This window comes from Agrobacterium sp. 22-214-1, from assembly GCF_053522465.1.
The window spans coordinates 93,351-116,759 of record NZ_JBNWCK010000005.1; the positions used below are offsets into that span (position 1 = coordinate 93,351).

Consider the following 23,409-nt stretch of genomic DNA (forward strand, 5'->3'; position numbering starts at 1 on the left):
CACCTCTTAACCAAATGCTGACCATAAGCGCATAGTTTCAAGGCATGGAATGGAGCGCCGCGTGACCGAAATCCTGACATTTGCCGAACCCGAACTCCTGAACGAGCGCCAGTCCTGGCTTGCCGCCCTTGCCGGCGAACGTCGTCTTTCCGACAATACGGTCGAGGCCTATGAGCGCGACACCCGCCAGTTCCTGATTTTCCTCACTAGTTACATCGGCAAGCCCGCGGCTATAAGCGATATAGCCGATCTGCGCCCTGTCGATCTCCGCGCCTTTCTGGCCAACCGACGCAAGGAAGGTGCTGGCGCGCGGTCGCTTGGGCGGCATCTGGCGGGTCTGCGCTCCCTGCTGCACCACCTGCAGAAAAAGGGCCTCGTCAACGCCGCAGGCGCGACTGCCATGCGCGCGCCAAAACAACCAAAATCCCTGCCGAAGCCGCTGACCGACCGTCAGGCGCTAAAGATCACCACGGCCGAGGCTCAGTTGAACGAAGAACCATGGATTGCCGCCCGCAATGCCGCGGTCCTCTCACTGCTTTATGGCTGTGGCCTGCGCATTTCCGAGGCGCTGGGTCTCACGCCAGCTAATTTCCCACCCGGTGCCCGGAGCCTGCGCATCACCGGCAAGGGCAACAAGACGCGGATCGTGCCCCTGCTGGCGGTGGTGACGGAAGCGGTCGACGCCTACAAGAAGCTCTGCCCCTATAGCCTGTCGGCGGATGAGCCCATGTTCCTCGGCGCACGCGGCGGCAAGCTGCAGCCCGCCATCATCCAGCGCGAAATGCAGAAGCTGCGGGGCGCTTTCGGCCTGCCGGAAAACGCCACCCCGCATGCGTTGCGCCATTCCTTCGCCACCCATCTTCTGGCCGGCGGTGGGGATCTGCGCACCATTCAGGAACTGCTCGGCCATGCGAGCCTCTCCACCACGCAGGTCTATACCGGCGTCGATACAGCGCGACTGCTGGAAATCTACGATAATGCCCACCCGCGCGCATGAAGTAGGAGATGGTTAACCATAAACATTAACCAGACGTCCAAATCGCCGTTCTATAAGCGAACCAGAACCGGATTGGACCGATGCACAGCCTGATAAAACCACAAAATCTCACCGCCACCCTGATGGGCAAGACCGGCGACGCCCTGCTCTGGCTGCTGGCGGCCCTGCATGTCACTGCCGTTGCCATCCTGCTCATGACCTTGCTGTCACTCAGTGAAGCGGGGGCCGCAGAGCAGAAGATTACCTGCACGGGCAGCGACATTCTCGTGGAGATGCGCAAGACCGATCCGCAAGCTTTCGCAAAGATCGAACAGGAAGCGGCCGCGATCCCCAACGGCAAGGGCAATTTCTGGCGCATCGAAAAGGCGGGAACGCCCACGTCCTATCTTCTCGGCACCATGCATGTCACCGATCCGCGTGTTCTGGAAATGCCTGCCGCCGCCAGCCCCGCCTTCGAAAAAGCCGCGACGGTGATCGTGGAATCGGACGAAATCGCCGATGACAAGAAGGTCGCGGCCTCGCTGCTGAGCAAGCCCGAACTCACCATGTTTCTGGACGGCAAATCGATCACCGATATCCTGTCGCCGGAAAATGTCGCGCGTCTGGAAAAGGGCCTCAAGGAGCGCGGCATTCCGCTGAACGCCGTATCGCGCATGAAGCCATGGATGCTTTCGAGCTTCGTCGCCCTTCCCGCCTGTGAATTCGCCCGCAAGGCCACCGGCCTCTCCTTTCTCGACAAGAAGTTGGCCGAAGATGCCATCGCGGACGGAAAACACCTTGTCGGGCTGGAAACCATGGTGGAGCAGCTGACGGCCATGTCCGAGCTGCCGATGGAATTTCATCTTCAGGCGCTGATCGAAACGCTCGAACTGGGAGACCGCATGGATGACATCATGACAACCATGACCGATCTTTACGTCGCCGGCGATATCGGCATGACCATGCCCATGCTGAAAAGCCTGGACCCCAAGAAGGCAGCGGCAGAAAGCGAACAGGGCTACGCCGCCTTCGAACAGCGCATCATCACCGACCGGAACCATGTCATGGCGGAACGGGCGGCCCCCGAGCTTGCCAGGGGCAATGTTTTCATGGCCGTGGGCGCACTGCATTTGCCGGGCGAGGAAGGCCTTGTCGAATTGCTGCGCGCGGAAGGCTTCACCCTCACGCGGGTCGATTGACCCGCTCACTCCCGATGCTGACGGGCCGGACATTGGCGCAGAACGGCCGCATCGTCGCCGGCACGATGCGGCGGTGAAACGGTCCGACGACAAGAAGATAGAGCCGCCCAAACAGGTTCTTGCGCCTGACGATGGTGGTGACACTCACCAGCTGGCGGTTTTCCTTCTCTTCGAGATCGACGACGATCCGGAAATCGAGATGGCGGTCGTCAAAGCCCAGCACAGTCCGCTGTGGCGTGGAGGACAGGACGGGAAAACCACCCGCCGACGTCCCAGCCACCATTTCGACCGTTCTTAAACCGAAAAGCGCCACCACGCGGTTTCGAAGCGCCATAAGGCTGCGGATCCACGCCGGAGGATGATCGAGAAGGAGCCTGCTCACATCGAGTGAGGACGGCTCCGGCGTCACCATCTCTCCCTGATAGCGATCCCGCCAGTCTGCGCCCGGCAATATGTCTTCGAAATCCTGCATTCCCGAACCCCGGCCGCACGATGCGGCAAGGGTCATATTCCTCTTTTTCCAGGGAGCCGGAAACGCGACAAACCGCCGCTTAGCCGTGCGTCATGCGCTTCAGGACATTGGTGCGCCAGTAGAACTGGTGAACCAGAACGGCGACGACGTGACCGGCGATCAACACCCACATCAGCGCCTTGAAGGGTCCGGAATGCAGCTGCCCGGCCGGCTGAGCGCCGAAGTAATAAGCGGCAATACCGGACAGGGGCAGGACGAGGAACAGGGCATAAAAGGTAAAATGCGCCACCTTCGCCGCGATCTGAAACAGCCTCGGTTCTTCGGCGGGATGCGGCGGCACGCCCTGGAAGAAGCGTAGACAGAGGCGCAGCACTGCAAGCAACAGAACGGTGAAGCCGACATAGGCGTGAATATTGGCCGAAGATACCTGTTCCGGCGTCAGCGTTTCGCCCCGCCGCATCAGCCGATAGGCATGTTCCATCCCATCGGGAAACAACAGGTTGAAGAAGATCAGAAGCGCCATCGCCCAATGAATGATGCGCTGCGGAACGGTGAAGGAAACTTGATTTGGAAACGCCATTTTATTGCCTTTTATCAAAAGGTTAGACAGGCTGTGGCGCGAGTATGGAAAACCCCGGCCTACATGGCAAGCCGGGGTTTGGCAGATGACTGAAATTTAATGTTGGAGCAGAGGGCTCCAACACCGATCACATGTGGATCGGCTTGAAGAAGGTCGCCAGCGCCGCTTCCTTCACGGCTTCCGACATGGTCGGGTGCGCATGGCAGGTGCGGCCCAGATCTTCCGAAGAACCGCCGAATTCCATCAGCACGGTGATTTCGTGGATCATTTCGCCAGCGCCGAAGCCGACGATGTGGCCGCCGAGAACCCGGTCGGTTTCCTTGTCGGCAAGGATCTTCACGAAACCATCCGTCACCTGCATGGCGCGGGCACGGCCATTGGCGGTGAAGGGGAACTTGCCGACCTTGTAGGCGATGCCAGCGGCCTTCAGTTCTTCCTCGGTCTTGCCGACGGACGCGATTTCCGGCTGCGTATAGACCACGGCCGGAATGACGTCGTAATTCACATGGCCGCGCTGGCCGGCGAGGATTTCCGCGAGAGCAACGCCCTCGTCTTCCGCCTTGTGCGCCAGCATCGGGCCCTTCACCACGTCGCCGATCGCATAGATGCCGTCGACATTGGTCTTGTAGTGACCGTCGATTTCAACGCGGCCGCGGCTGTCCAGCACAACGCCGGCTTCCGCAAGGCCGAGACCTTCGGTGTAGGGCTTGCGGCCGGTGGATATCAGCACGACATTCGCTTCCAGCGTTTCGGCAGCGCCGCCCTTGACCGGCTCGAACACCACCTTTGCACCGGCAGCGGTCTTTTCAACAGCCGTCACCTTGGCGCCGAGCTTGAAATCGAGACCCTGCTTGGCGAGCAGACGCTGGGCCTGCTTGGAAACTTCGCCATCCATGCCGCCGAGAATATTGTCGAGATATTCAACGACAGTAACCTTCGCGCCGAGACGCGACCAGACCGAACCGAGCTCGAGACCGATGACGCCGCCGCCGACAACGATGAGCTTTTCCGGAACCTTGGAAAGAGCGATCGCGCCCGTGGAGGACACGATGACGCTTTCATCGATATCGACCTGAACGCCGGGAATGCCGGCAACATCCGAACCCGTGGCGATGACGATGTTCTTCGTCTCGATTTCTTGGCTCTCACCCTTGTCGTTGGTGACGGAAACCTTGCCGGCGGAAACCACCTTGCCGGTGCCCTGGAAGGCATCGATCTTGTTCTTCTTGAACAGGAAGGACACGCCGTCGACATTGGCCTTCACCACGCCGTCCTTGTGGCCCATCATCTTTTCAAGGTTCAGCTTCGGAGCGGCAACTTCGATACCGAGCGTATCGACGCCATGGGCGACATGGGCAAAGGTTTCGGACGCGTGCAGCAGCGCCTTGGAGGGGATGCAGCCGACATTGAGGCAGGTGCCGCCATAGGTCGCGCGCTTTTCGATGACAGCGACCTTCAGGCCGAGCTGTGCCGCCTTGACCGCGCAAACATAACCGCCGGGGCCCGTGCCGATTACAACTACATCATATGCCATGTTCGTTTTCCTGATTGATGTCGGGCAAGATGCCGGATCATTGCCCTGCTTGCGTTTGACCTGAAACTCAGGCCGCTTTTTCCGTTGCGAGTTTTATACCGAGAGCGATGAAGACCACACCGCTGGTGCGGTCGATCCATTGGCTGGCGCGCTGAAATGCAGCGCGCATGCGCGGCGTCGTCATGAACAGGCTGACACCGACGAACCACAGGATAAGGCAGCTCGCCATGACGAGACCGTATCCGAACTTGATGGCGACCGGCGTGTGAGCGTGAACCACCGTCGAAAAGATCGACAGGAAGAAAAACACCGGCTTGGGGTTGAGTGCATTGGCGGCAAAACCGAGCGTGAAAGCCTTAAGCGCAGTCTGGCTGCTTTTCGCCTGAACGCCTTCACCTTCAGCGGCGGGCAATTCGGTCTTGCCGGCGCGCAGCGCCTTGATGCCGATATAGATCAGATAGGCGACGCCCAGCCATTTGACGATGTTGAAGAGATAGATCGACTGGGAGATGATGAGGCCAAGTCCGAGGATCGTATAGGTGACGTGGAACATCAAAGACGTCCCCACCCCGAAGCTGGTGATGATGGCCTGTTTGCGACCGTGCACCATGGCCTGGCGCATGACCATCGCGAGATCGGCGCCGGGCGAGACGATCGCAAAGGAGAAGATCGCCATCAGGGATGCAAGTTCGATGAGATATTGATGCATAGGCTCGACCTCAGATCAGCGCGACAAGCATGAGGACCAGACCGCCAAGGGACACGACCCAGGCGATCGACCGTACATAGGGGACGCCTGCCAGATAAAGCGGGATGTAGACGATGCGCGCCATGGTCCATATCCAGCCGCCCGTCAGCCCCCAGCCGGAAGCGTCACCGGCGATCGCAAGAGCGAGAGTGAGACCGACGAAAGCCGGATAGGTCTCGCGAAAATTATCCGAGGCGCGCTGCGCACGTCCAGCAAACACCCCTTTGAGGTCCTGCCGCGTATCGCGTGCGCCCGCATTCCAGGCAAGGCCGAGTTCCCGCGTCGCGGACATGGCCTGAAGGCAGATATGCAGGAGAAGAAGAATGACGCTGAGCGCCAGCAGGAACACGAAAGGTCCATTCCCGCCGGCCAGGTTTTCCATCCCTCTTCTCCCCTGTTTCAGTCTTAGAGATCGAGAACCAGACGTTCCGGATCTTCCAGGCTTTCCTTGACGCGGACGAGGAAGGTCACGGCTTCCTTGCCGTCAACGATACGGTGATCGTAGGAGAGCGCAAGATACATCATCGGACGGATGACGACCTGACCGCCGATGGCGACCGGACGCTCCTGGATCTTGTGCATGCCGAGAATGCCCGACTGCGGCGCATTGAGGATCGGCGAGGACATCAGCGAACCGTAGACACCGCCATTGGTGATGGTGAAGGTGCCACCCTGCATGTCGGCCATGCCGAGCGAACCGTCACGCGCCGCCTTGGCGAGGCGACCGAGTTCCTTTTCGACGCCGGCGATGGAGAGCTGGTCGGCATCGCGGATGACCGGAACGACAAGACCCTTGTCGGTGCCGACAGCCATGCCGACGTGACAATAGTTCTTGTAGATGATGTCCGTGCCGTCGATTTCAGCGTTGACGGCGGGCAGTTCCTTCAGCGCGTGAGTCACGGCCTTGGTGAAGAAGCCCATGAAGCCGAGCTTGACGCCATGCTTCTTCTCGAACACGTCCTTGTAGCGGTTACGCAGGTCCATGACGGCGCTCATGTCCACCTCGTTATAGGTGGTCAGCATGGCGGCGGTGTTCTGCGCGTCCTTCAGGCGACGGGCGATCGTCTGGCGCAGGCGGGTCATCTTCACGCGCTCTTCGCGAACCTGATCCTGCTCGGCGGAAACAGGACGGGGAGCAGCAGCAACCGGAGCCGGAGCAGCGGCGGGTGCCGAAACGCCCTTGGCGACAGCAGCGAGCACATCGCCCTTCAGCACCTGACCACGCTTGCCCGAACCATCGACCTGATCGGCAGACAGGTTGTTTTCAGCAAGCAGCTTGCCAGCAGCAGGTGCCGGCGGCATGGCGCTGGCGGCAGAAGCAGCGGGAGCCGGAGCCGCGGCTGCGGCAGCAGCAGGCTTTGCCGGTTCGGCAGCCGGTGCAGAGGTCGCTGCACCGGCAGCACCTTCGGCGATCTGGCCGAGAAGCGCGTCGAGACCGACGGTTTCGCCGTTCTGCGCAACGATTTCGGTGAGAACGCCGGACGCAGGCGCCGGGACTTCGACGGTAACCTTGTCGGTTTCCAGTTCAACGAGCGGTTCGTCGGCCTTGACGGTGTCGCCGACCTTCTTGAACCAGGTGCCGACGGTCGCTTCGCTGACGGATTCGCCGAGGGTTGGTACGCGGATTTCAGTGGCCATGATCTAGTTCCGTTATTCAGGTGTCTTTTTTGCGGGGCGATGCGGGAGAGTTCTCACTCTCCCAGCGCGTCTTCCAGGAACGCAGCAAGCTGCGCCAGGTGCTTGGACATCAGGCCGGTCGCCGGAGAGGCGGCAGCCGGACGGCCCGTGTAACGGACCTTCTGGTACTTGGCGTCGATATGCGCCAGAACCCATTCCAGGTAAGGATCGATGAACGACCACGCACCCATGTTCTTCGGCTCTTCCTGGCACCAGACCATTTCCGCATTGCGGAAGCGCGACAGCTCGTTGATGAGCGCCTTGGCCGGGAACGGGTAAAGCTGTTCGATACGCAGCAGGTAGATATCGTCGATACCGCGCTTTTCGCGTTCCTCGAGCAGATCGTAATAGACCTTGCCCGTGCACATGACGACGCGACGGATCTTCGAATCCTTCTGCAGCTTGATCGGACCGTCCTTGATGACCTCCGCATCGTCCCACAGGAGACGATGGAAGGAGGACTCGCCTGCAAGCTCGGCCAGCGAAGAGGTGGCGCGCTTGTGACGCAGCAGCGACTTCGGCGTCATCAGGATCAGCGGCTTGCGGAAGTCGCGCTTCACCTGGCGGCGCAGGATGTGGAAGTAGTTGGCCGGCGTCGTGCAGTTGGCAACCTGCATGTTGTCTTCGGCGCACATCTGCAGCCAGCGCTCCAGACGGGCGGACGAGTGTTCCGGGCCCTGACCTTCGTAACCATGCGGCAGAAGGCAGACGAGACCGGACATGCGCAGCCACTTGCGTTCACCCGAAGAGATGAACTGGTCGAACACCACCTGCGCGCCGTTGGCGAAGTCGCCGAACTGGGCTTCCCAAAGGGTCAGCGCATTCGGACGGGCCAGCGAGTAACCGTATTCGAAACCGAGAACGGCTTCTTCCGAAAGCATCGAGTTGATGACTTCGTAGCGGGCCTGCGTCGGCGAAAGGTTGGCGAGCGGAATATAACGCTCTTCGGTCTCCTGATCGTAGAGGACCGAGTGACGCTGCGAGAAGGTGCCGCGTTCGCAATCCTGACCGGAAAGACGAATCTTGTGGCCGTCGGCAACGAGCGAACCGAACGCAAGCGCTTCCGCCATTGCCCAGTCGATGCCTTCGCCCGTCTCGACCATCTGCGAGCGGTTTTCCATGAAGCGCTGGATCGTGCGGTGGGCGCTGAAGCCTTCCGGAATGGTCGACAGCTTCTTGCCGATTTCCTTCAGCTGCTTCATCGGTACGCCGGTCTTGCCGCGACGCTGCTCATCGGCATTGTCGGCAGCGCGCAGACCCGACCACTGACCGTCCAGCCAGTCGGCCTTGTTTGGTTTGTAGGACTGGCCTGCTTCGAATTCCTGCTCGAGATGAGCGCGCCAATCGGCCTTCATCTTCTCGAATTCGCCTTCGTTCATCAGGCCTTCCGCGATCAGGCGGTCGGCATAGATGCGCGCAACTGTCTTGTGGCCACGGATAACCTTGTACATCTTCGGCTGCGTGAACGCCGGCTCATCGCCTTCGTTATGGCCGAAGCGGCGGTAGCAGAACATGTCGATGACGACAGGCTTGTGGAACTTCATACGGTATTCGGTCGCAACCTTGGCCGCATAGGTAACCGCTTCCGGATCGTCGCCGTTGACGTGGAAGATCGGCGCTTCGATCATCTTGGCAACGTCGGACGGATAGGGCGACGAACGCGAGAAGGCCGGGTTCGTCGTAAAGCCGATCTGGTTGTTGATGATGAAGTGCATGGTGCCGGCAACGCGGTGACCGCGCAGACCGGAAAGGCCGAGAATTTCCGCAACCACGCCCTGACCGGCAAAAGCGGCATCGCCGTGCAGAAGCAGCGGCAGCACCTTGGCGCGTTCCGACAGCGGAATGATGTCGCCGTCCCACTGCTTGGCCAGCTGGTCCTGCTTGGCGCGGGCCTTGCCCATGACGACGGGGTTGACGATTTCCAGGTGCGACGGGTTGGCCGTCAGCGACAGGTGAACCTTGTTGCCGTCGAATTCGCGGTCGGAGGAGGCACCGAGGTGGTATTTCACGTCGCCCGAACCCTCGACATCGTCAGGCTTGAACGAACCGCCCTTGAACTCGTGGAACACGGCGCGATGCGGCTTGCCCATAACGTTCGTCAGAACGTTCAGGCGGCCGCGGTGAGCCATGCCGAGCACGACTTCTTCCAGACCTTCCTGGCCGCCGCGCTTGATGATCTGCTCCAGCGCCGGGATCAGCGATTCACCGCCATCGAGGCCGAAACGCTTGGTGCCCTTGAAACGCACGTCGAGGAACTGCTCGTAGCCTTCGGCCTCGACCAGCTTGGACAGAATGGCCTTCTTGCCTTCAGCCGTGAAGGCAACGCCCTTGTCCGGACCTTCGATGCGCTCCTGAATCCAGCCTTTTTCTTCCGGGCTTGACATGTGCATGAATTCGACGCCGATGGTGGAGCAGTAGGTGCGCTCCAGAATATCGATCATCTCGCGCACGGTCGCATATTCGAGGCCGAGCACGTTATCGATGAAAATCTTGCGGTCGTAGTCGCTTTCCTCGAAGCCGTAGGACTTCGGCGACAGCTCGTTGTAATCCTCAACCGCGACCGCGATGCCGAGCGGATCGAGCTTGGCATGCAGGTGGCCGCGCATGCGGTAGGCGCGGATCATCATGATGGCGCGAACGCTGTCACGGGTCGCCTGCAGAACTTCCGCCTGGCTGACCGGCTTGCCGGTGTCGGCGCTCTTAGCCTCAGCTTTCGCCTGAACCTTCTTCTCGATGGCCTTTTCGACCGTGGCCCAGTTGCCGTCGAGTGCGGATACCAGTTCGCCATTCGCCGGGATCGGCCAGTTGGCGCGCTTCCAGGAGGCGCCCTTGGCCGCCTTCTTCACGTCTTCCGGATTATCGGACAACGCCTTGAAGAAGCTCTGCCACTCCGGCGACACGGAAGAGGGGTCCTCTTCGTACCGGGCATAGAGCTGCTCGATATAGGCTGCATTCGCGCCGTCCAGAAACGACGTGATCTGAAACTGCTCGTTCGCTTCTTGCCTTGCCATTGTGTTCTTGCGGACTTATCCGTCCGCCTCCTCGATGCCGTTAGGGCCGTTCGCCGGCCTGCCGCTTTGATTATTGCTGTCTGCCGCCGGGGCGGTATGCCGTTCTGTCTGTCGTTCCTTGCGGCATCGGGCAGCGTGGCATTGAAGCCGCGCCGCCCGTTACCGATGTCATGTGGTCTCAGCCCTTGAGGACTTCAACCAGCGTCTTGCCGAGGCGCGCCGGAGAGGGCGATACCTTGATACCGGCTGCTTCCATTGCCGCAATCTTGGACTCTGCGTCACCCTTGCCGCCGGAAACGACAGCGCCGGCGTGGCCCATGGTGCGGCCCTTCGGAGCCGTACGGCCCGCGATGAAGCCGGCCATCGGCTTCTTGCGGCCCTTCTTGGCTTCGTCGATCAGGAACTGTGCCGCATCTTCTTCAGCCGATCCGCCGATTTCGCCGATCATGATGATCGACTGCGTGGCGTCGTCAGCGAGGAACATTTCCAGGACGTCGATGAACTCGGTGCCCTTGACCGGGTCGCCGCCGATACCGACAGCAGTGGTCTGGCCGAGGCCTTCATTGGAGGTCTGGAACACGGCCTCATAGGTGAGCGTACCCGAACGCGAAACGATACCGACGGAACCCTTGCGGAAGATGGAGCCCGGCATGATGCCGATCTTGCATTCTTCCGGCGTGAGGATACCCGGGCAGTTCGGGCCGAGCAGGCGCGACTTGGAGCGGTCGAGGCGAGCCTTGACGCGAACCATGTCCATGACCGGGATACCTTCGGTGATGCAGGTGATGAACGGAATTTCCGCATCGATGGCTTCGATGATGGCATCTGCTGCACCTGCCGGCGGAACGTAGATCACGGATGCGTCTGCACCGGTCTTTTCCTTGGCTTCGGCAACCGTTGCGAAGATCGGCAGGCTTTCACCCTTGGAACCGGTCCAGGTTTCGCCGCCCTTCTTCGGGTGAATACCGCCAACCATCTGCGTGCCGTAATAGGCAAGCGCCTGTTCGGTGTGGAAGGTGCCGGTCTTGCCGGTCAGACCCTGAACGAGGATCTTCGTGTCTTTATTAACAAGAATAGACATTATTTCCGGTCCCTCAATTAGCCGTTGATCGCCGCGACGATCTTCTTGGCTGCGTCGTCCAGATCGTCAGCAGCCGTAATCGCAAGGCCAGATTCGTTGAGAAGCTTCTTGCCAAGTTCGACGTTGGTGCCTTCGAGGCGAACGACGAGCGGAACCTGCAAACCGACTTCCTTCACCGCGGCGATGACGCCCTCGGCGATAACGTCGCACTTCATGATGCCGCCGAAGATGTTGACGAGGATACCCTCGACCTTCGGGTCGGCAGTGATGATCTTGAAAGCTGCCGCAACCTTCTCCTTGCCGGCGCCGCCGCCGACGTCGCAGAAGTTAGCCGGCTCTTTGCCGTAAAGCTTGATGATGTCCATGGTCGCCATGGCAAGGCCAGCGCCGTTGACCATGCAACCGATGTTGCCGTCGAGTGCGACGTAAGCGAGGTCCCACTTGGAGGCTTCGATTTCCTTGGCGTCTTCTTCGGTCTCGTCGCGCAGCGCCTTGACGTCGTCATGGCGGAACAGCGCATTGCCGTCGAAGGACATCTTGGCGTCGAGAACGCGCAGATGGCCATTTTCCATGACGATCAGCGGGTTGATCTCGAGGAGAGCCATGTCCTTCTCGTTGAAGGCCTTGTAGAGGATCGGGAAGAGCGCCTTGGCGTCTTCGGCTGCAACGCCGTCAAGCGCGAGAGCCTTGGAGATCGCAGCAACGTCGGCGTCGCTTACACCCTTTTCCGGGTTGATGGCGATGGTGTGGATCTTCTCGGGCGTGTCGTGGGCGACAGCTTCGATGTCCATGCCGCCTTCCGTGGAAACCACGAAAGCAACCTGGCCGACGGAACGGTCAACCAGCAGCGAGCAGTAGAGTTCGCGGGCAATGTCGGCACCGTCTTCGATGTAGAGACGGTTGACCTGCTTGCCGGCTTCACCGGTCTGCGCCGTTACCAGCGTGTTGCCGAGCATGTCCTTGGCGTGGGAAACGACTTCGTCGATGGACTTCGCCAGACGAACGCCGCCCTTGGCGTCCGGGCCGAGTTCCTTGAACTTGCCCTTGCCGCGGCCGCCAGCGTGGATCTGGCTCTTGACGACGTAGAGCGGGCCGGGAAGCTGCTTGGCGGCAGCTTCGGCTTCTTCGACCTTGAGAATGGCGACGCCTTCAGCAACCGGCGCGCCGTAGCCCTTCAGAAGAGCCTTGGCCTGATATTCGTGAATATTCATGGAATAATCCCTGTTTGGAGCCGCTAGGCTATTACTTCAGCGACGGAGCGATGTTGACGCAGGCTTCGCAAAGACCAGCGACGGCACCGACGGATTTCTGGAAGGCGGCTTCTTCTTCCTTGTTGAGTTCGATCTCAATGATGCGCTCGATACCGCCGGCACCGATGATGGTCGGCACGCCGACATACATGTCGTCAACGCCATACTGGCCCGAGAGGTGGGCAGCGGCGGGCAGAACGCGCTTCTTGTCCTTGAGGTAGGATTCAGCCATTTCGATTGCCGAAGCGGCCGGCGCGTAATAGGCCGAACCGGTCTTCAGCAGGCCGACGATTTCCGCGCCGCCGTCACGGGTGCGCTGGATGATCTGCTCAAGGCGCTCGGCGGTCAGCCAGCCCATCTTGACGAGATCGGTCAGCGGAACGCCGGCAACCGTGGAGTAGCGTGCGAGCGGCACCATGGTGTCGCCGTGGCCGCCGAGAACGAAGGCGGTGACGTCTTCAACCGAAACGTTGAATTCTTCGGCGAGGAACAGACGGAAACGGGCGCTGTCGAGAACGCCGGCCATGCCGACGACCTTGTTCTTCGGCAGGCCGGAGAACTTCTGCAGCGCCCAGACCATGGCGTCGAGCGGGTTGGTGATGCAGATGACGAAAGCGTTCGGGGCATATTTCTTGATGCCGGCGCCGACCTGCTCCATGACCTTGAGGTTGATGCCGAGAAGATCGTCGCGGCTCATGCCCGGCTTGCGGGCAACGCCAGCGGTGACGATGCAGACGTCAGCACCTTCGATGGCGGCGTAATCGGAAGCGCCGGTGAGCTTTGCATTGAAGCCTTCAACCGGGCCGGACTGGGCAATATCCAGACCCTTGCCCTGCGGGATGCCGTCGGCAATATCGAAGAGGACGATATCGCCCAGTTCCTTCAGGCTGGCGAGATGCGCCAGCGTGCCGCCGATCATGCCAGAACCAATAAGTGCAATTTTTTTGCGAGCCATCGAATGCTTCCTCTTGAGCTTCAATTCAATTTCACCGCGCCAAACCGGCAGCCAAATTGTCGCACTCCGATTAGCCCCATTGGCTAAAATTGGCAACAGATTCTTTTCTGGTGAATATTTTCAATCGTTTAGATCATTATTTTCTTACGTAAACGTAAGAAAATACGTCACGAAAGTGTCAAACTTTCTGGCGTTTTTCGTGGTGCAGCGCCAGATAATCCGCGCTGCGCATTTCAAACAGGCGCGAGGCGGTGCGATCGAACTCGAAACCTTCGGTCCCCTTGCGCTTGCCGAGCAGGTCTTCCGGCATGGCGGCAGCGGAGGCAAAAAGCCGGACGCTGTGGTCGTAAAGCGCATCGATGAGGATGATGAAACGCTTGGTCTCGTTGCGCTTGTCCGCGTTCAAGAACGGGATATGGTCGATGAAGACCGTGTCGAAACGATTGGCGATGGCAAGGAAGTCGGAAGCCCCAAGCGGCTTTTCGCAAAGATCGGAAAAGGAAAAACGGGCGACCCGGCCGCTGGCGCGGGGCACCAGAATGGAACGGCCCTTCATCGGTATCTCGGTCGGCGCAACGAGGTGACCGGCAATCATGTGCCGCCAGGCCATGTCCATCGCCTGATCCGCCGAACCGTCGAGCGGCGTGACATAGACGGGCAGGCTTTCCAGCTTCTCCATCCGGTAATCGGTGGGGCTGTCCAGCGTCACCACCTCCACATGCTTTTTCAAGAGATCGACGAAAGGCAGGAACAGGCCGCGATTGAGCCCGTCCTTGTAGAGATTGTCGGGGACGACATTGGATGTCGTCACCAATGTGCAGCCATTGGCGAACAGCTCGCTGAACAGCCGCGCAAGGATCATCGCATCGGCAATATCCGTGACGGTGAACTCATCGAAGCAAAGGAGCTCCGCTTCCGCCAGAAGCTGGGCCGCGACAGGCGGAATGGGATCGGCCTGTTTGGTTTCGCCATTCTTCAGCTTCTGCCGATGCGCATGCACGCGATTGTGCACATCCGCCATGAATTCATGAAAATGGCAGCGCCGTTTGGAGGAAACGGGCGCCATCTCATAGAACATGTCCATCAGCATCGTCTTGCCGCGGCCGACGCTGCCATAGACATACAGCCCCTTGACGAAGGCGGCAGGCCCGGACTTGCGCGCAAACATCCAGCCGAGCGCGCTCTTCTTCTTGGCGGGCTTGCGCGCCTTCAGATCGGCAAGGATACGGTCCAGATGCGCCGCCACGCCAAGCTGGGCGGCATCGGCCTGCAAGGTGCCAGCTGCCGTCAATGCGTTGAGCTGTTCAACGACACTATGATTGTAATCGGGCAAGGGCTTCATGGATAAACGCCTCGGACGCGGGCGCACGAAGGCACCCGCGACGAATGAACAGGCTTAGAGCGAAAAGAGCGTTCCGGCTGCACCGGAAAGACTCATCGGCTGAGGCTGAGCGGCTGGCCGCTATTGGTGGTGCCATCAAAGCGCGCATCGGCGCTCTTGTAGACGCGGCCGATCGTGTCACCCGAACGATTCTTGAAGAGAACCATCTTGCCCGACACTTCCCAGGACCCCATCGCCGTCAGCTCGCCCGCGCAACCGCGCGTGCCGCCACGCGAGCCGCTGCCGAGGTTGGTGAGCGTCAGGAACATGTCGCAATTGGCGCCGCCATTGGAAACGCGCCAGTTGCCGACCATGGATTCCTTGGTGACGTCAAGTGCGGCTGCCGGCGGAGCGGCAGAAGCGACATTGGTTCCGCCAGGGGCGGCCGAGGCAGGTGCCGACGGGAACTGGCCGCCCGTGGCGCCACCGGGCGGCGGCAGGGCGCCGGACTGGACGGAGGGCACCGGCTGCGCCTGCAAAGGCGGCGTATAACCGGGATTGTTGCTGGCATTGTTGTTGTAATCGTAGGAGGTACGTTGGCAACCGGCGAGAGTCATCACAACCGCAAGGCCCGTCACCACATATCTGAATTGCATATCAAGCTCCCGATTCTCTCGCTTCCGGAAAGATCATGATCAAACAAGAAGGCTGAATTATTACCAAAGCCTTATCTTGCGCAAGCGATGGCCGGGATAATTACCATTTCGGTCGATTTTTATCGAATTTTCCCACGCCGGGTTGTAAAAAGGGCCACGGTCGAGACCGCGGCCCGCTAGATTTTCTGTCGTCAGCGAATCGCCTTTAAACGCGACGCTCGACCATCATCTTCTTGATTTCCGCGATCGCCTTGGCCGGGTTCAGACCCTTCGGGCAAGCCTGCGCGCAGTTCATGATGGTATGGCAGCGGTAAAGGCGGAACGGGTCCTCGAGATTGTCGAGACGCTCGCCGGTTGCCTCATCGCGGCTGTCGATCAGCCAGCGATAGGCCTGCAGCAGAACGGCCGGACCGAGATAACGGTCGCCATTCCACCAGTAGCTGGGACAGGAAGTGGAGCAGCAGGCGCAGAGAATGCACTCATAAAGACCGTCCAGCTTCAGGCGGTCCTCATGGCTCTGCTTCCACTCCTTGGCGGGCGTCGGCGAAACCGTCTTCAGCCAGGGCTCGATGGAGCGATGCTGGGCGTAGAAGTTCGACAGATCGGGAACGAGGTCCTTCACGACAGGCATGTGCGGCAGCGGATAAACCTTCACCGTGCCGTTGATCTCTTCCATGCCCTTGGTGCAGGCAAGCGTATTGGTGCCGTCGATGTTCATGGCGCAGGAGCCGCAGATGCCTTCGCGGCAGGAGCGGCGCAGCGTCAGCGTCGGGTCGATATTGTTCTTGATGTAGAGAAGCGCATCGAGAACCATCGGCCCGCAATCGTCGACATCGATATAATAGGTGTCGATGCGCGGGTTCTGACCGTCATCCGGGTTCCAGCGATAGATGCGGTATTCGCGCACATTCTTGGCGCCGTCCGGCTTCGGCCAGACCTTGCCTTCGCTGATCTGGGAATTCTTGGGGAGAGCGAGTTCAACCATATCCAGTTCCTCAAATCAGTAGACGCGCGCCTTCGGTTCGATCTTTTTCGGATCGATCCCGTCAGCGATGAGGTCGGTGTGAACCGGGCGGTAGTCGAGCTTGACGTCGCCTTCCGGGCTGACCCAGGCAAGCGTGTGCTTGCGCCAGTTCACGTCGTCGCGACCGGCGAACGGACCGTCGACGAAATCCTCGCGGGCGTGCGAACCGCGGCTTTCCTTGCGCGCTTCCGCGCCATAGACCGTGGTGATCGCATTGGCCATGAGGTTGTGCAGCTCGAGCGTCTCGACCAGATCGGAGTTCCAGACCATCGAGCGGTCGGTCACCTTGACGTCGGGCAGTTCCTTCCAGATGGCGGAAAGACGCTGGCAACCGCTCTCCAGCGATTCCTGCGTGCGGAACACGGCCGCATCGTCCTGCATGGCGCGCTGCATCTTGTCGCGCAGCACCGCCGTCGGCGTCGAGCCATTGGCGTAACGCAGGCTGTCGAAGCGTTCCATGATCTTGTCGCAGGCCGCAATGTCGAGTGCGGGAACTGCCTCGTCACGGTTGATGACCTGGGCAGCGCGAATGGCGGCGGCACGGCCGAAGACCACAAGGTCGATCAGCGAGTTGGAACCAAGGCGGTTCGCACCGTGAACCGAGGCGCAACCGGCTTCGCCGACAGCCATCAGGCCGGGCGCGATACGTTCCGGGTTGTTGGCATCGGCATTCAGCACTTCACCCCAATAATTGGTCGGAATGCCGCCCATATTGTAGTGAACCGTCGGCAGGACCGGGATCGGCTCGCGAGTCACGTCGACACCGGCAAAAATCTTCGCGCTTTCGGAAATGCCGGGAAGGCGCTCATGCAGGATTGCCGGATCGAGGTGATCGAGATGCAGGAAGATGTGGTCCTTGTTCTTGCCGACGCCGCGGCCTTCACGGATTTCCATCGTCATGCAGCGCGAGACAACGTCACGCGACGCAAGGTCTTTTGCCGAAGGCGCATAACGCTCCATGAAGCGCTCGCCTTCGGAGTTGACGAGATAACCGCCTTCGCCGCGCGCGCCTTCGGTGATCAGGCAGCCTGCGCCATAAATGCCGGTCGGGTGGAACTGCACGAATTCCATGTCCTGGAGCGGCAGGCCGGCGCGGGCAATCATGCCGCCGCCGTCGCCGGTGCAGGTATGGGCCGAGGTCGCCGAGAAATAGGCGCGGCCGTAACCGCCGGTCGCCAGAACCACCATCTTGGCGGCAAAGCGATGGATCGTGCCGTCATCGAGGTTCCAGGCGACGACGCCGGTGCAGCGGCCGTCCGGAGACATGATGAGATCCAGCGCGAAATATTCGATGAAGAATTCCGCATTGTTGCGCAGCGACTGGCCATAAAGCGTGTGCAGAATGGCGTGGCCGGTACGGTCGGCGGCGGCGCAAGTACGCTGCACAGGCGGGCCTTCGCCGTAATTCTGCATGTGACCGCCAAACGGGCGCTGATAGATCTTGCCTTCTTCGTTGCGCGAGAAAGGCACGCCGTAATGTTCCAGCTCGTAGACCGCCTTCGGCGCTTCCATGGCGAGATATTGCATGGCGTCAACATCGCCCAACCAGTCGGAGCCCTTTACGGTGTCGTAAAGATGCCACTGCCAACAGTCGGGCGTCATGTTGGTGAGCGATGCGGCGATGCCGCCCTGCGCCGCAACCGTGTGGGAGCGCGTCGGGAAAACCTTGGTGATGCAGGCCGTGCGGAAACCCTGTTCCGCCATGCCGAGCGTTGCGCGCAGACCCGCGCCGCCGGCGCCCACCACGATCACATCATAGGAGTGATCGACATAGGTGTAAGCCTTGCCATTCTGGGAAGGTGAACTGATCGATGCCATGGCGGGATTATCCTGCGAATGCGATTTTCAGAATGGCGAAGATCGAAAGGCCGCCAATGAGAACCGCGAAAAACATATTGAGCATCAGAAGAACGAGCTTCGAAACCTCGGCGTGAATGTAGTCTTCGATGATGACCTGCATGCCGAGCTTCATGTGGATGAGGCCGGAAACCAAAACCAGAGCCATGATGACCGCAACGAGCGGGTTCGACAGCGCCGCAACGACCTCAGGATAGGGCGCGCCGGCATATCTGATGAGGAAGACGACAAAGAAGATGAGCAACGGAACGTTGGCGACCGCAGTCACGCGCTGACGCCAGAAATGGTCGGTGCCTTCCTTGGCGGAGCCGAGGCCGCGAACCTTTCCGAGAGGTGTACGCATATCCATGAAAAATCTCCTCAGCGCACGATCAGGGCAATGACCCAGATCAGCGCGGTCAGACAGATCGACACCACCCACGAGGCCTTTGCCAGCTTGGTGGTAAAGTGCTTTTCGAAGCCGTAGCCCAAATCCCACATGAAATGGCGAAGGCCGCCAAGCATGTGATGAACCAGAGCCCAGGTGTATCCGATCAGGATGAGCCTGCCGATGATCGTACCCATCGCCCAGTTGACCCAGTCGTAATAGGCAGGACCCGAGGCGATAGCGATCAGCCACCAGGCAACCAGAAGCGTTCCGAAATAAAGCGCGCCGCCCGTGATGCGGTGCACGATGGATGCAACCATCGTCGGAATCAGCTTGTAAACTTGAAGATGCGGCGACAGAGGCCGGTTATTAGTCGCATTCGCCATCAGAACCTCGCGGCGTTTTCCCGTGCGCCCATCAGACAGGACGCCCCCAAGCAACAGCACATGACGAAAGAATGTGCATTGCACCAACCGCGACGTTTAATCACATGGGAGCATCACGACAAGCACATTTCATGGCCGATTCCAATTTAATCGATTGGTTCACGAATTTTTTTTGGAATTTTTTTGCGTCAAAATAAAAAATCGAGCGTTTCCAAGATTTACGCCCCTAAAATATTTACCTTTACGTAATTCATGAATCGTGTAATTTACCTTTGGTTAACCAAGAAAATCCGGAGAATGAGGCTCATGTTACAGCGCCGAATCGCCGCTTTGACCATGATGGTCGCAGGCGTCATTTTCACTGTGGTGCCTTCAGCGGCGGCAGAGAATTCTTATGGCCGCCGTGATTATCAGCACAACTATCAACATCGTCAATCGCAGGTAAGCTTCTCCACGGACGGGCTGCCATCCACCCTCTCCGGCGGCACTTACGTCGGTGCGATATCGGCGCTACGCGATCGCGGCAACGGCAATTATTTCGCAATTGGCGGCGGGCTTTCACGGAAAGGCGCAGCGGTTGCGACGGGCGCGCAACTTGCGCCAAAGGCGAAAATCATCGATGTCCGTGCTGAAACCGCTGGCGACGCCTGCGCCTACGAGCATGGTGTCTGCATTATCCGGCCATAGAGTATTTCCGGTAAAAGCATGAAGCGTTTTACTGCAAATGCGTGATGCGCTGATCAGATGAAACGCCACACCGTGGTTTTCTTCACTTCGCTGTCTTCCAGCGCCCGCGTCACCGGCACCTGATAGGTCGCCTCCGCGCGGAGCCGCTCTTTGGGCAAATAAGCGCGTCCGGGATCGCCGACGAGGATGGTCACGCCTTTTTCCGTCAGTTCCAGAAACCACGGTACGAGAAGTTCAGCAAAGGCGCGGTCGTAAAACACGTCGCCGGCCAGCAGAACATCCGCTTCGACCGCTTTCCCAACCAGATCAAGCCCGGTGAAAGCAATGTCCACGCCATTGAGAGCCGCATTCAGCCGAATGGCCGTCTCTGTCCACGGATCGATATCGGCCGCCAGAACAGCGCCCGCGCCCGCCTTTGCCGCAGCGATGGCGACCAGACCGGAGCCGCTGGCGAAATCCAGCACGCGCATGCCGGAAACGCTGTCGGGATGATCAAGAACGTAGCGGGCAAGCCCCTGCCCACCGGCCCAGGCGAAGGCCCAGAAGGGCGGCGGCAGGCCGATCGCTTCCAGCTCCTCTTCCGTCTTCAACCACAGCTCATGGGCTTCGGTGGCGAGATGAAGACGCAACTCCGGCACATGCGGCGGATGCATGATGGCGGTATTGTCGAGAATGAAGCGTTCGGGATCGGTCCTCACCGAGGCATCAATCCGGTGACTTCGGTGGATTGGCGAGACCGCCCATGCGGCAGACCTCGAGATATTCCTCTTCCGTCACCGGCTGCACGGAAAGCCGCATGGAAGTGACAAGCGACATCTTCGCCAGCTTCGGATTGGCTTTCACATCCTTCAGCGAAACGGGCTGCGGCATGTCGCACACGGCGCGGATATCCACGCAATCCCATTTCAGATCGCCTTCGGCGGTCGAGTCCGGATGCGACAATGCGCAGACTTCGACGATGCCGACGACATCCAGCCCCTCATTGGAGTGGTAAAAGAAACCCTTGTCGCCGATCTTCATGGCCCGCATGTTGTTGCGCGCCTGATAGTTGCGCACGCCGGTCCATTCTTCGCCCGCCTCGCCCTTGGCCTTCTGCATTTCCCAGGACCATTTGAACGGCTCGGACTTGTAAAGCCAGTAATTCGCCATATCCGGTCATGCTCCCGGATTGTTGAAGACCCAATTATAGGGCTTCACGTCAACGCTTTCGAACAGGCCGGCCTTGGCGTAGGGATCGGCATCGGCGAGAGCCTTCGCGGCATCGATATCGGCGGCGTCAACGATCACGAGGCTGCCATTCGGCTTGCCTTCGGCATCCAGAAACGGGCCGGCGATCTTCAGCGTGCCCTCGGCATTCAGCTTGTTCAGGTGCTCCAGATGCGCCGGGCGTGTTTCCATACGCACATTCAGATGGCCGGGCTTGTCCTTGCAGATAAAGGCAAACAGCATTTTCGTCTCCTCGTTAAAACTGTCTTCCAAACGCGTCAGCGGTTTGGAGCGAAGACCCGCCCTCATTCGGTGGTGATGGGCCGTGTCATCAATTGTTGCATGGCGCTCGCCACATCCAGATTGCCGTCGATGATAGCGGCCACCGCTTCGGTAACCGGCATGTCGACAGCGTGACTTTCCCCGAGCCGGGCGGCGACGGCTGCCGCGAAAGCGCCCTCCACCAGCCCGCCGGACATATCCTTGCCCTCACCCCGGCCAAGCGCGATACCGAAACGCAGGTTTCGCGACTGGTGGCTGGTGGCGGTCAGCACCAGATCGCCAAGGCCCGAGAGGCCGCGCACCGTGTCCGCCTTGCCGCCCATCGCAACGATGAGACGCGACATTTCGGCAAGACCGCGCGAAATCAGCGCCGCCCGCGCGGAATCGCCAAGACCCGCGCCTTCGACGATGCCGGCGGCAATGGCAAGAACATTCTTCAGCGCGCCGCCCAGCTGCACGCCGATGCGGTCGGTCGAGGCATAAAGCCGGAAGGTCTTGCCGGAAATCGTGGTCGCAAGCCGCTCGGCTATCGCCGCATCTTCCGCCGCAATCGCCATGGCCGTCGGCAAACCACGCGCTATGTCGGCCGCAAAGCCCGGACCGGACAGAACCGCAATCGGATGATGCGGCAGTTCCGCTTCCAGAAGTTCCGTCAGCAGCCGGCCGGAGCTGCGGTCGATACCCTTGGCGCAGGTGACAATGATAGAGTCATTAGCCAGATAAGGGCCGTAGTGACGGGCCGCATCGGCATGAGCTTGCGAGGGCATGGCGAAGAGGACGATGCCGGCGCCGGCCAGCACATCGGGCTCGGCGGAAAATTCAAGCGCATCCGGCAGATCGACGCCCGGCAGGGCCGCCTCGTGCACGCGGTCGTTCCTGAGGTCGGCCATCAGCGATGGGTCGCGGCCGAGCAGGGTCACGTCATGCCGGTTTTCCAGCGCGATGACCACAGCAAGCGCGGTTCCGAAGGCGCCGGCGCCGATGACGACGATTTTCTCCCGCTGCATCAGGCCTTGGCTCCCCTTTTACCGAAACCTATCAATGTCTCCGCACTGCCATCCAGCGGCCAGCGCGAGCGCGGCGGGATTTCGAGCGGATCTGGGTCCCGGCCGTCCGCCATGCGCTCCAGCCCCGCCCAGGCGATCATCGCGGCATTATCGGTGCAGAGCCGGTGCGGCGGCGCGACGAAGCGGAAGCCATGGGTATCGCAAAGCGATTGCAGCGTCTGGCGGATTTCCTGGTTGGCGGCGACGCCGCCGGCGACGACCAGAGCAGGCTCGATTTCTGTATGCGGAAATTCCTGCCTGAAACGGGCAAGGCCACGGCCGATCCGATCCTTGAGCGTGCGCGACACCGCTTTCTGGAACGAGGCGCAGATATCGGCGATATCCTGCTCGGAAAGCGGCGCGATGGCGGTAGCCGCCTGCCGCACCGCCGTCTTCAGTCCGGAGAAGGAAAAGTCGAGCCGTGCTTCGCCGACCATGGGACGCGGAAGCGGAAAGCGGTTCGGATCACCCTTCGCCGCCGCCTTCTCGACCGCTGGTCCACCGGGATAGGGCAGGCCCAGAAGTTTCGCGGTCTTGTCGAAGGCCTCCCCCAGCGCGTCATCGATGGTGGTGCCCCAACGCTCATAATCGCCCACGCCACGCACCAGCACGAGCTGGGTATGGCCGCCTGAGACGAGCAGCATCAGATAGGGAAAAGACAGGCCGTCGGTAAGGCGCGCCGTCAGCGCGTGGCCTTCCAGATGGTTGATGGCGTAAAGCGGCTTGCCGGCCGCCTTGGCGATGGCCTTGCCCGTCATCAAACCCACCAGCAGGCCGCCGATGAGGCCGGGGCCGGAGGTGGCGGCGATGGCGTCGACATCGGCAAGGGTCACGCCCGCCTGCTCCAGTGCTTCTTCCACCAGCGTATCCAGCGCCTCGACATGGGCGCGCGCGGCAATTTCCGGCACCACGCCGCCATAGGCGCTGTGTTCCTCAAGCTGCGACAAAACGACGTCGGAGACGATCTCGCCATGGCCGTCCGCATGCCGAACCACAATGGATGCGGCGGTTTCGTCACAGCTTGTCTCTATGCCGAGGATACGAAGAAAGGGGGTCATCAAATCTGTTCGTTCATTGCGATCATGCGCTGAGTT

Annotated in this window: 24 protein-coding genes; 3 read left to right on the forward strand and 21 right to left on the reverse strand. The window is 60.3% G+C overall.

All coding sequences use genetic code 11. The features are described 5' to 3' along the window. Positions 1 to 49 precede the first annotated feature (49 nt). Both ACQZ5G_RS18215 and ACQZ5G_RS18220 read left to right on the forward strand, forming a co-directional pair. Positions 50 to 997, forward strand: coding sequence for a tyrosine recombinase XerC (locus tag ACQZ5G_RS18215; RefSeq protein ID WP_448737946.1), 948 nt, complete (start codon positions 50 to 52; stop codon positions 995 to 997). Between the two features lie 80 nt (positions 998 to 1,077). Then, a complete protein-coding gene (locus ACQZ5G_RS18220) occupies positions 1,078 to 2,175 on the forward strand; it encodes a TraB/GumN family protein (RefSeq protein ID WP_448737947.1) in 1,098 nt (365 codons plus the stop codon). Here the strand turns inward: ACQZ5G_RS18220 and ACQZ5G_RS18225 are convergent. The 16 genes from ACQZ5G_RS18225 to sdhC form a co-directional block, all read right to left on the reverse strand. Continuing rightward, positions 2,159 to 2,647, reverse strand: coding sequence for a DUF2867 domain-containing protein (locus tag ACQZ5G_RS18225; protein ID WP_448737948.1), 489 nt, complete (start codon positions 2,645 to 2,647; stop codon positions 2,159 to 2,161). The genes ACQZ5G_RS18220 and ACQZ5G_RS18225 overlap by 17 nt on opposite strands. A 79-nt stretch (positions 2,648 to 2,726) precedes the next feature. Next, the gene (locus tag ACQZ5G_RS18230) at positions 2,727 to 3,227 is read right to left on the reverse strand and encodes a cytochrome b (protein WP_448737949.1); all 501 of its coding nucleotides are present in this window, start codon (positions 3,225 to 3,227) and stop codon (positions 2,727 to 2,729) included. 127 nt (positions 3,228 to 3,354) lie between these two features. Then, positions 3,355 to 4,761: a dihydrolipoyl dehydrogenase gene (gene lpdA, locus ACQZ5G_RS18235; protein WP_448737950.1), complete on the reverse strand. Its 1,407-nt coding sequence runs from the start codon at positions 4,759 to 4,761 to the stop codon at positions 3,355 to 3,357. A 67-nt stretch (positions 4,762 to 4,828) separates the two neighbouring features. After that, a complete protein-coding gene (locus tag ACQZ5G_RS18240) occupies positions 4,829 to 5,470 on the reverse strand; it encodes a LysE family translocator (protein WP_003523518.1) in 642 nt (213 codons plus the stop codon). 10 nt (positions 5,471 to 5,480) lie between these two features. Then, positions 5,481 to 5,891 (reverse strand): MAPEG family protein, encoded by a 411-nt coding sequence (locus tag ACQZ5G_RS18245; protein ID WP_003523517.1) that lies wholly within the window; start codon positions 5,889 to 5,891, stop codon positions 5,481 to 5,483. Between the two features lie 23 nt (positions 5,892 to 5,914). Then, positions 5,915 to 7,147, reverse strand: coding sequence for a 2-oxoglutarate dehydrogenase complex dihydrolipoyllysine-residue succinyltransferase (gene odhB, locus ACQZ5G_RS18250; RefSeq protein ID WP_386910442.1), 1,233 nt, complete (start codon positions 7,145 to 7,147; stop codon positions 5,915 to 5,917). Between the two features lie 53 nt (positions 7,148 to 7,200). Then, a complete protein-coding gene (locus tag ACQZ5G_RS18255; RefSeq protein ID WP_003523515.1) occupies positions 7,201 to 10,197 on the reverse strand; it encodes a 2-oxoglutarate dehydrogenase E1 component in 2,997 nt (998 codons plus the stop codon). A 178-nt stretch (positions 10,198 to 10,375) separates the two neighbouring features. Continuing rightward, a complete protein-coding gene (gene sucD, locus ACQZ5G_RS18260) occupies positions 10,376 to 11,278 on the reverse strand; it encodes a succinate--CoA ligase subunit alpha (RefSeq protein ID WP_003492390.1) in 903 nt (300 codons plus the stop codon). Positions 11,279 to 11,295: 17 nt separating this feature from the next. After that, positions 11,296 to 12,489, reverse strand: coding sequence for an ADP-forming succinate--CoA ligase subunit beta (sucC, locus tag ACQZ5G_RS18265; RefSeq protein WP_448737951.1), 1,194 nt, complete (start codon positions 12,487 to 12,489; stop codon positions 11,296 to 11,298). A 31-nt stretch (positions 12,490 to 12,520) separates the two neighbouring features. After that, positions 12,521 to 13,483 (reverse strand): malate dehydrogenase, encoded by a 963-nt coding sequence (gene mdh, locus ACQZ5G_RS18270; RefSeq protein WP_003523512.1) that lies wholly within the window; start codon positions 13,481 to 13,483, stop codon positions 12,521 to 12,523. 178 nt (positions 13,484 to 13,661) lie between these two features. Continuing rightward, positions 13,662 to 14,825 carry a cell division protein ZapE gene (zapE, locus tag ACQZ5G_RS18275; RefSeq protein ID WP_127756555.1) on the reverse strand — a complete coding sequence of 388 codons (1,164 nt, stop codon included), beginning with the start codon at positions 14,823 to 14,825 and terminating at the stop codon, positions 13,662 to 13,664. Positions 14,826 to 14,917: 92 nt separating this feature from the next. Next, on the reverse strand, positions 14,918 to 15,460 hold the full coding sequence (locus ACQZ5G_RS18280; protein ID WP_196378293.1) for a protease inhibitor Inh/omp19 family protein: 543 nt from the start codon (positions 15,458 to 15,460) through the stop codon (positions 14,918 to 14,920). Positions 15,461 to 15,665: 205 nt separating this feature from the next. Beyond that, positions 15,666 to 16,445, reverse strand: coding sequence for a succinate dehydrogenase iron-sulfur subunit (locus ACQZ5G_RS18285; RefSeq protein ID WP_003523509.1), 780 nt, complete (start codon positions 16,443 to 16,445; stop codon positions 15,666 to 15,668). A 15-nt stretch (positions 16,446 to 16,460) separates the two neighbouring features. Next, positions 16,461 to 18,302, reverse strand: a complete 1,842-nt coding sequence (gene sdhA, locus ACQZ5G_RS18290) for a succinate dehydrogenase flavoprotein subunit (protein WP_448737952.1) — start codon at positions 18,300 to 18,302, stop codon at positions 16,461 to 16,463. Between the two features lie 7 nt (positions 18,303 to 18,309). Next, positions 18,310 to 18,690 carry a succinate dehydrogenase, hydrophobic membrane anchor protein gene (gene sdhD, locus ACQZ5G_RS18295; protein ID WP_448737953.1) on the reverse strand — a complete coding sequence of 127 codons (381 nt, stop codon included), beginning with the start codon at positions 18,688 to 18,690 and terminating at the stop codon, positions 18,310 to 18,312. Between the two features lie 11 nt (positions 18,691 to 18,701). Then, positions 18,702 to 19,094, reverse strand: coding sequence for a succinate dehydrogenase, cytochrome b556 subunit (sdhC, locus tag ACQZ5G_RS18300; protein WP_003523506.1), 393 nt, complete (start codon positions 19,092 to 19,094; stop codon positions 18,702 to 18,704). Between the two features lie 306 nt (positions 19,095 to 19,400). On the opposite strand from sdhC, the gene ACQZ5G_RS18305 reads away from it, so the two are divergent. Next, complete coding sequence (locus tag ACQZ5G_RS18305; RefSeq protein WP_448738075.1) at positions 19,401 to 19,781, forward strand: hypothetical protein; 381 nt, start codon at positions 19,401 to 19,403, stop codon at positions 19,779 to 19,781. 53 nt (positions 19,782 to 19,834) lie between these two features. Here ACQZ5G_RS18305 and ACQZ5G_RS18310 read toward each other — a convergent pair whose 3' ends face one another. The 5 genes from ACQZ5G_RS18310 to tsaD form a co-directional block, all read right to left on the reverse strand. Next, complete coding sequence (locus ACQZ5G_RS18310) at positions 19,835 to 20,479, reverse strand: class I SAM-dependent methyltransferase (protein WP_448737954.1); 645 nt, start codon at positions 20,477 to 20,479, stop codon at positions 19,835 to 19,837. 7 nt (positions 20,480 to 20,486) lie between these two features. Further along, the gene (locus ACQZ5G_RS18315; RefSeq protein ID WP_003523502.1) at positions 20,487 to 20,930 is read right to left on the reverse strand and encodes an EVE domain-containing protein; all 444 of its coding nucleotides are present in this window, start codon (positions 20,928 to 20,930) and stop codon (positions 20,487 to 20,489) included. A 6-nt stretch (positions 20,931 to 20,936) separates the two neighbouring features. Further along, positions 20,937 to 21,230 carry a YciI-like protein gene (locus ACQZ5G_RS18320; protein WP_003523501.1) on the reverse strand — a complete coding sequence of 98 codons (294 nt, stop codon included), beginning with the start codon at positions 21,228 to 21,230 and terminating at the stop codon, positions 20,937 to 20,939. A 62-nt stretch (positions 21,231 to 21,292) separates the two neighbouring features. Then, positions 21,293 to 22,276 carry an NAD(P)H-dependent glycerol-3-phosphate dehydrogenase gene (locus ACQZ5G_RS18325; protein WP_448737955.1) on the reverse strand — a complete coding sequence of 328 codons (984 nt, stop codon included), beginning with the start codon at positions 22,274 to 22,276 and terminating at the stop codon, positions 21,293 to 21,295. Next, complete coding sequence (tsaD, locus tag ACQZ5G_RS18330) at positions 22,276 to 23,373, reverse strand: tRNA (adenosine(37)-N6)-threonylcarbamoyltransferase complex transferase subunit TsaD (protein WP_448737956.1); 1,098 nt, start codon at positions 23,371 to 23,373, stop codon at positions 22,276 to 22,278. The genes ACQZ5G_RS18325 and tsaD overlap by 1 nt, the downstream gene beginning before the upstream one ends. Positions 23,374 to 23,409: the final 36 nt, after the last annotated feature.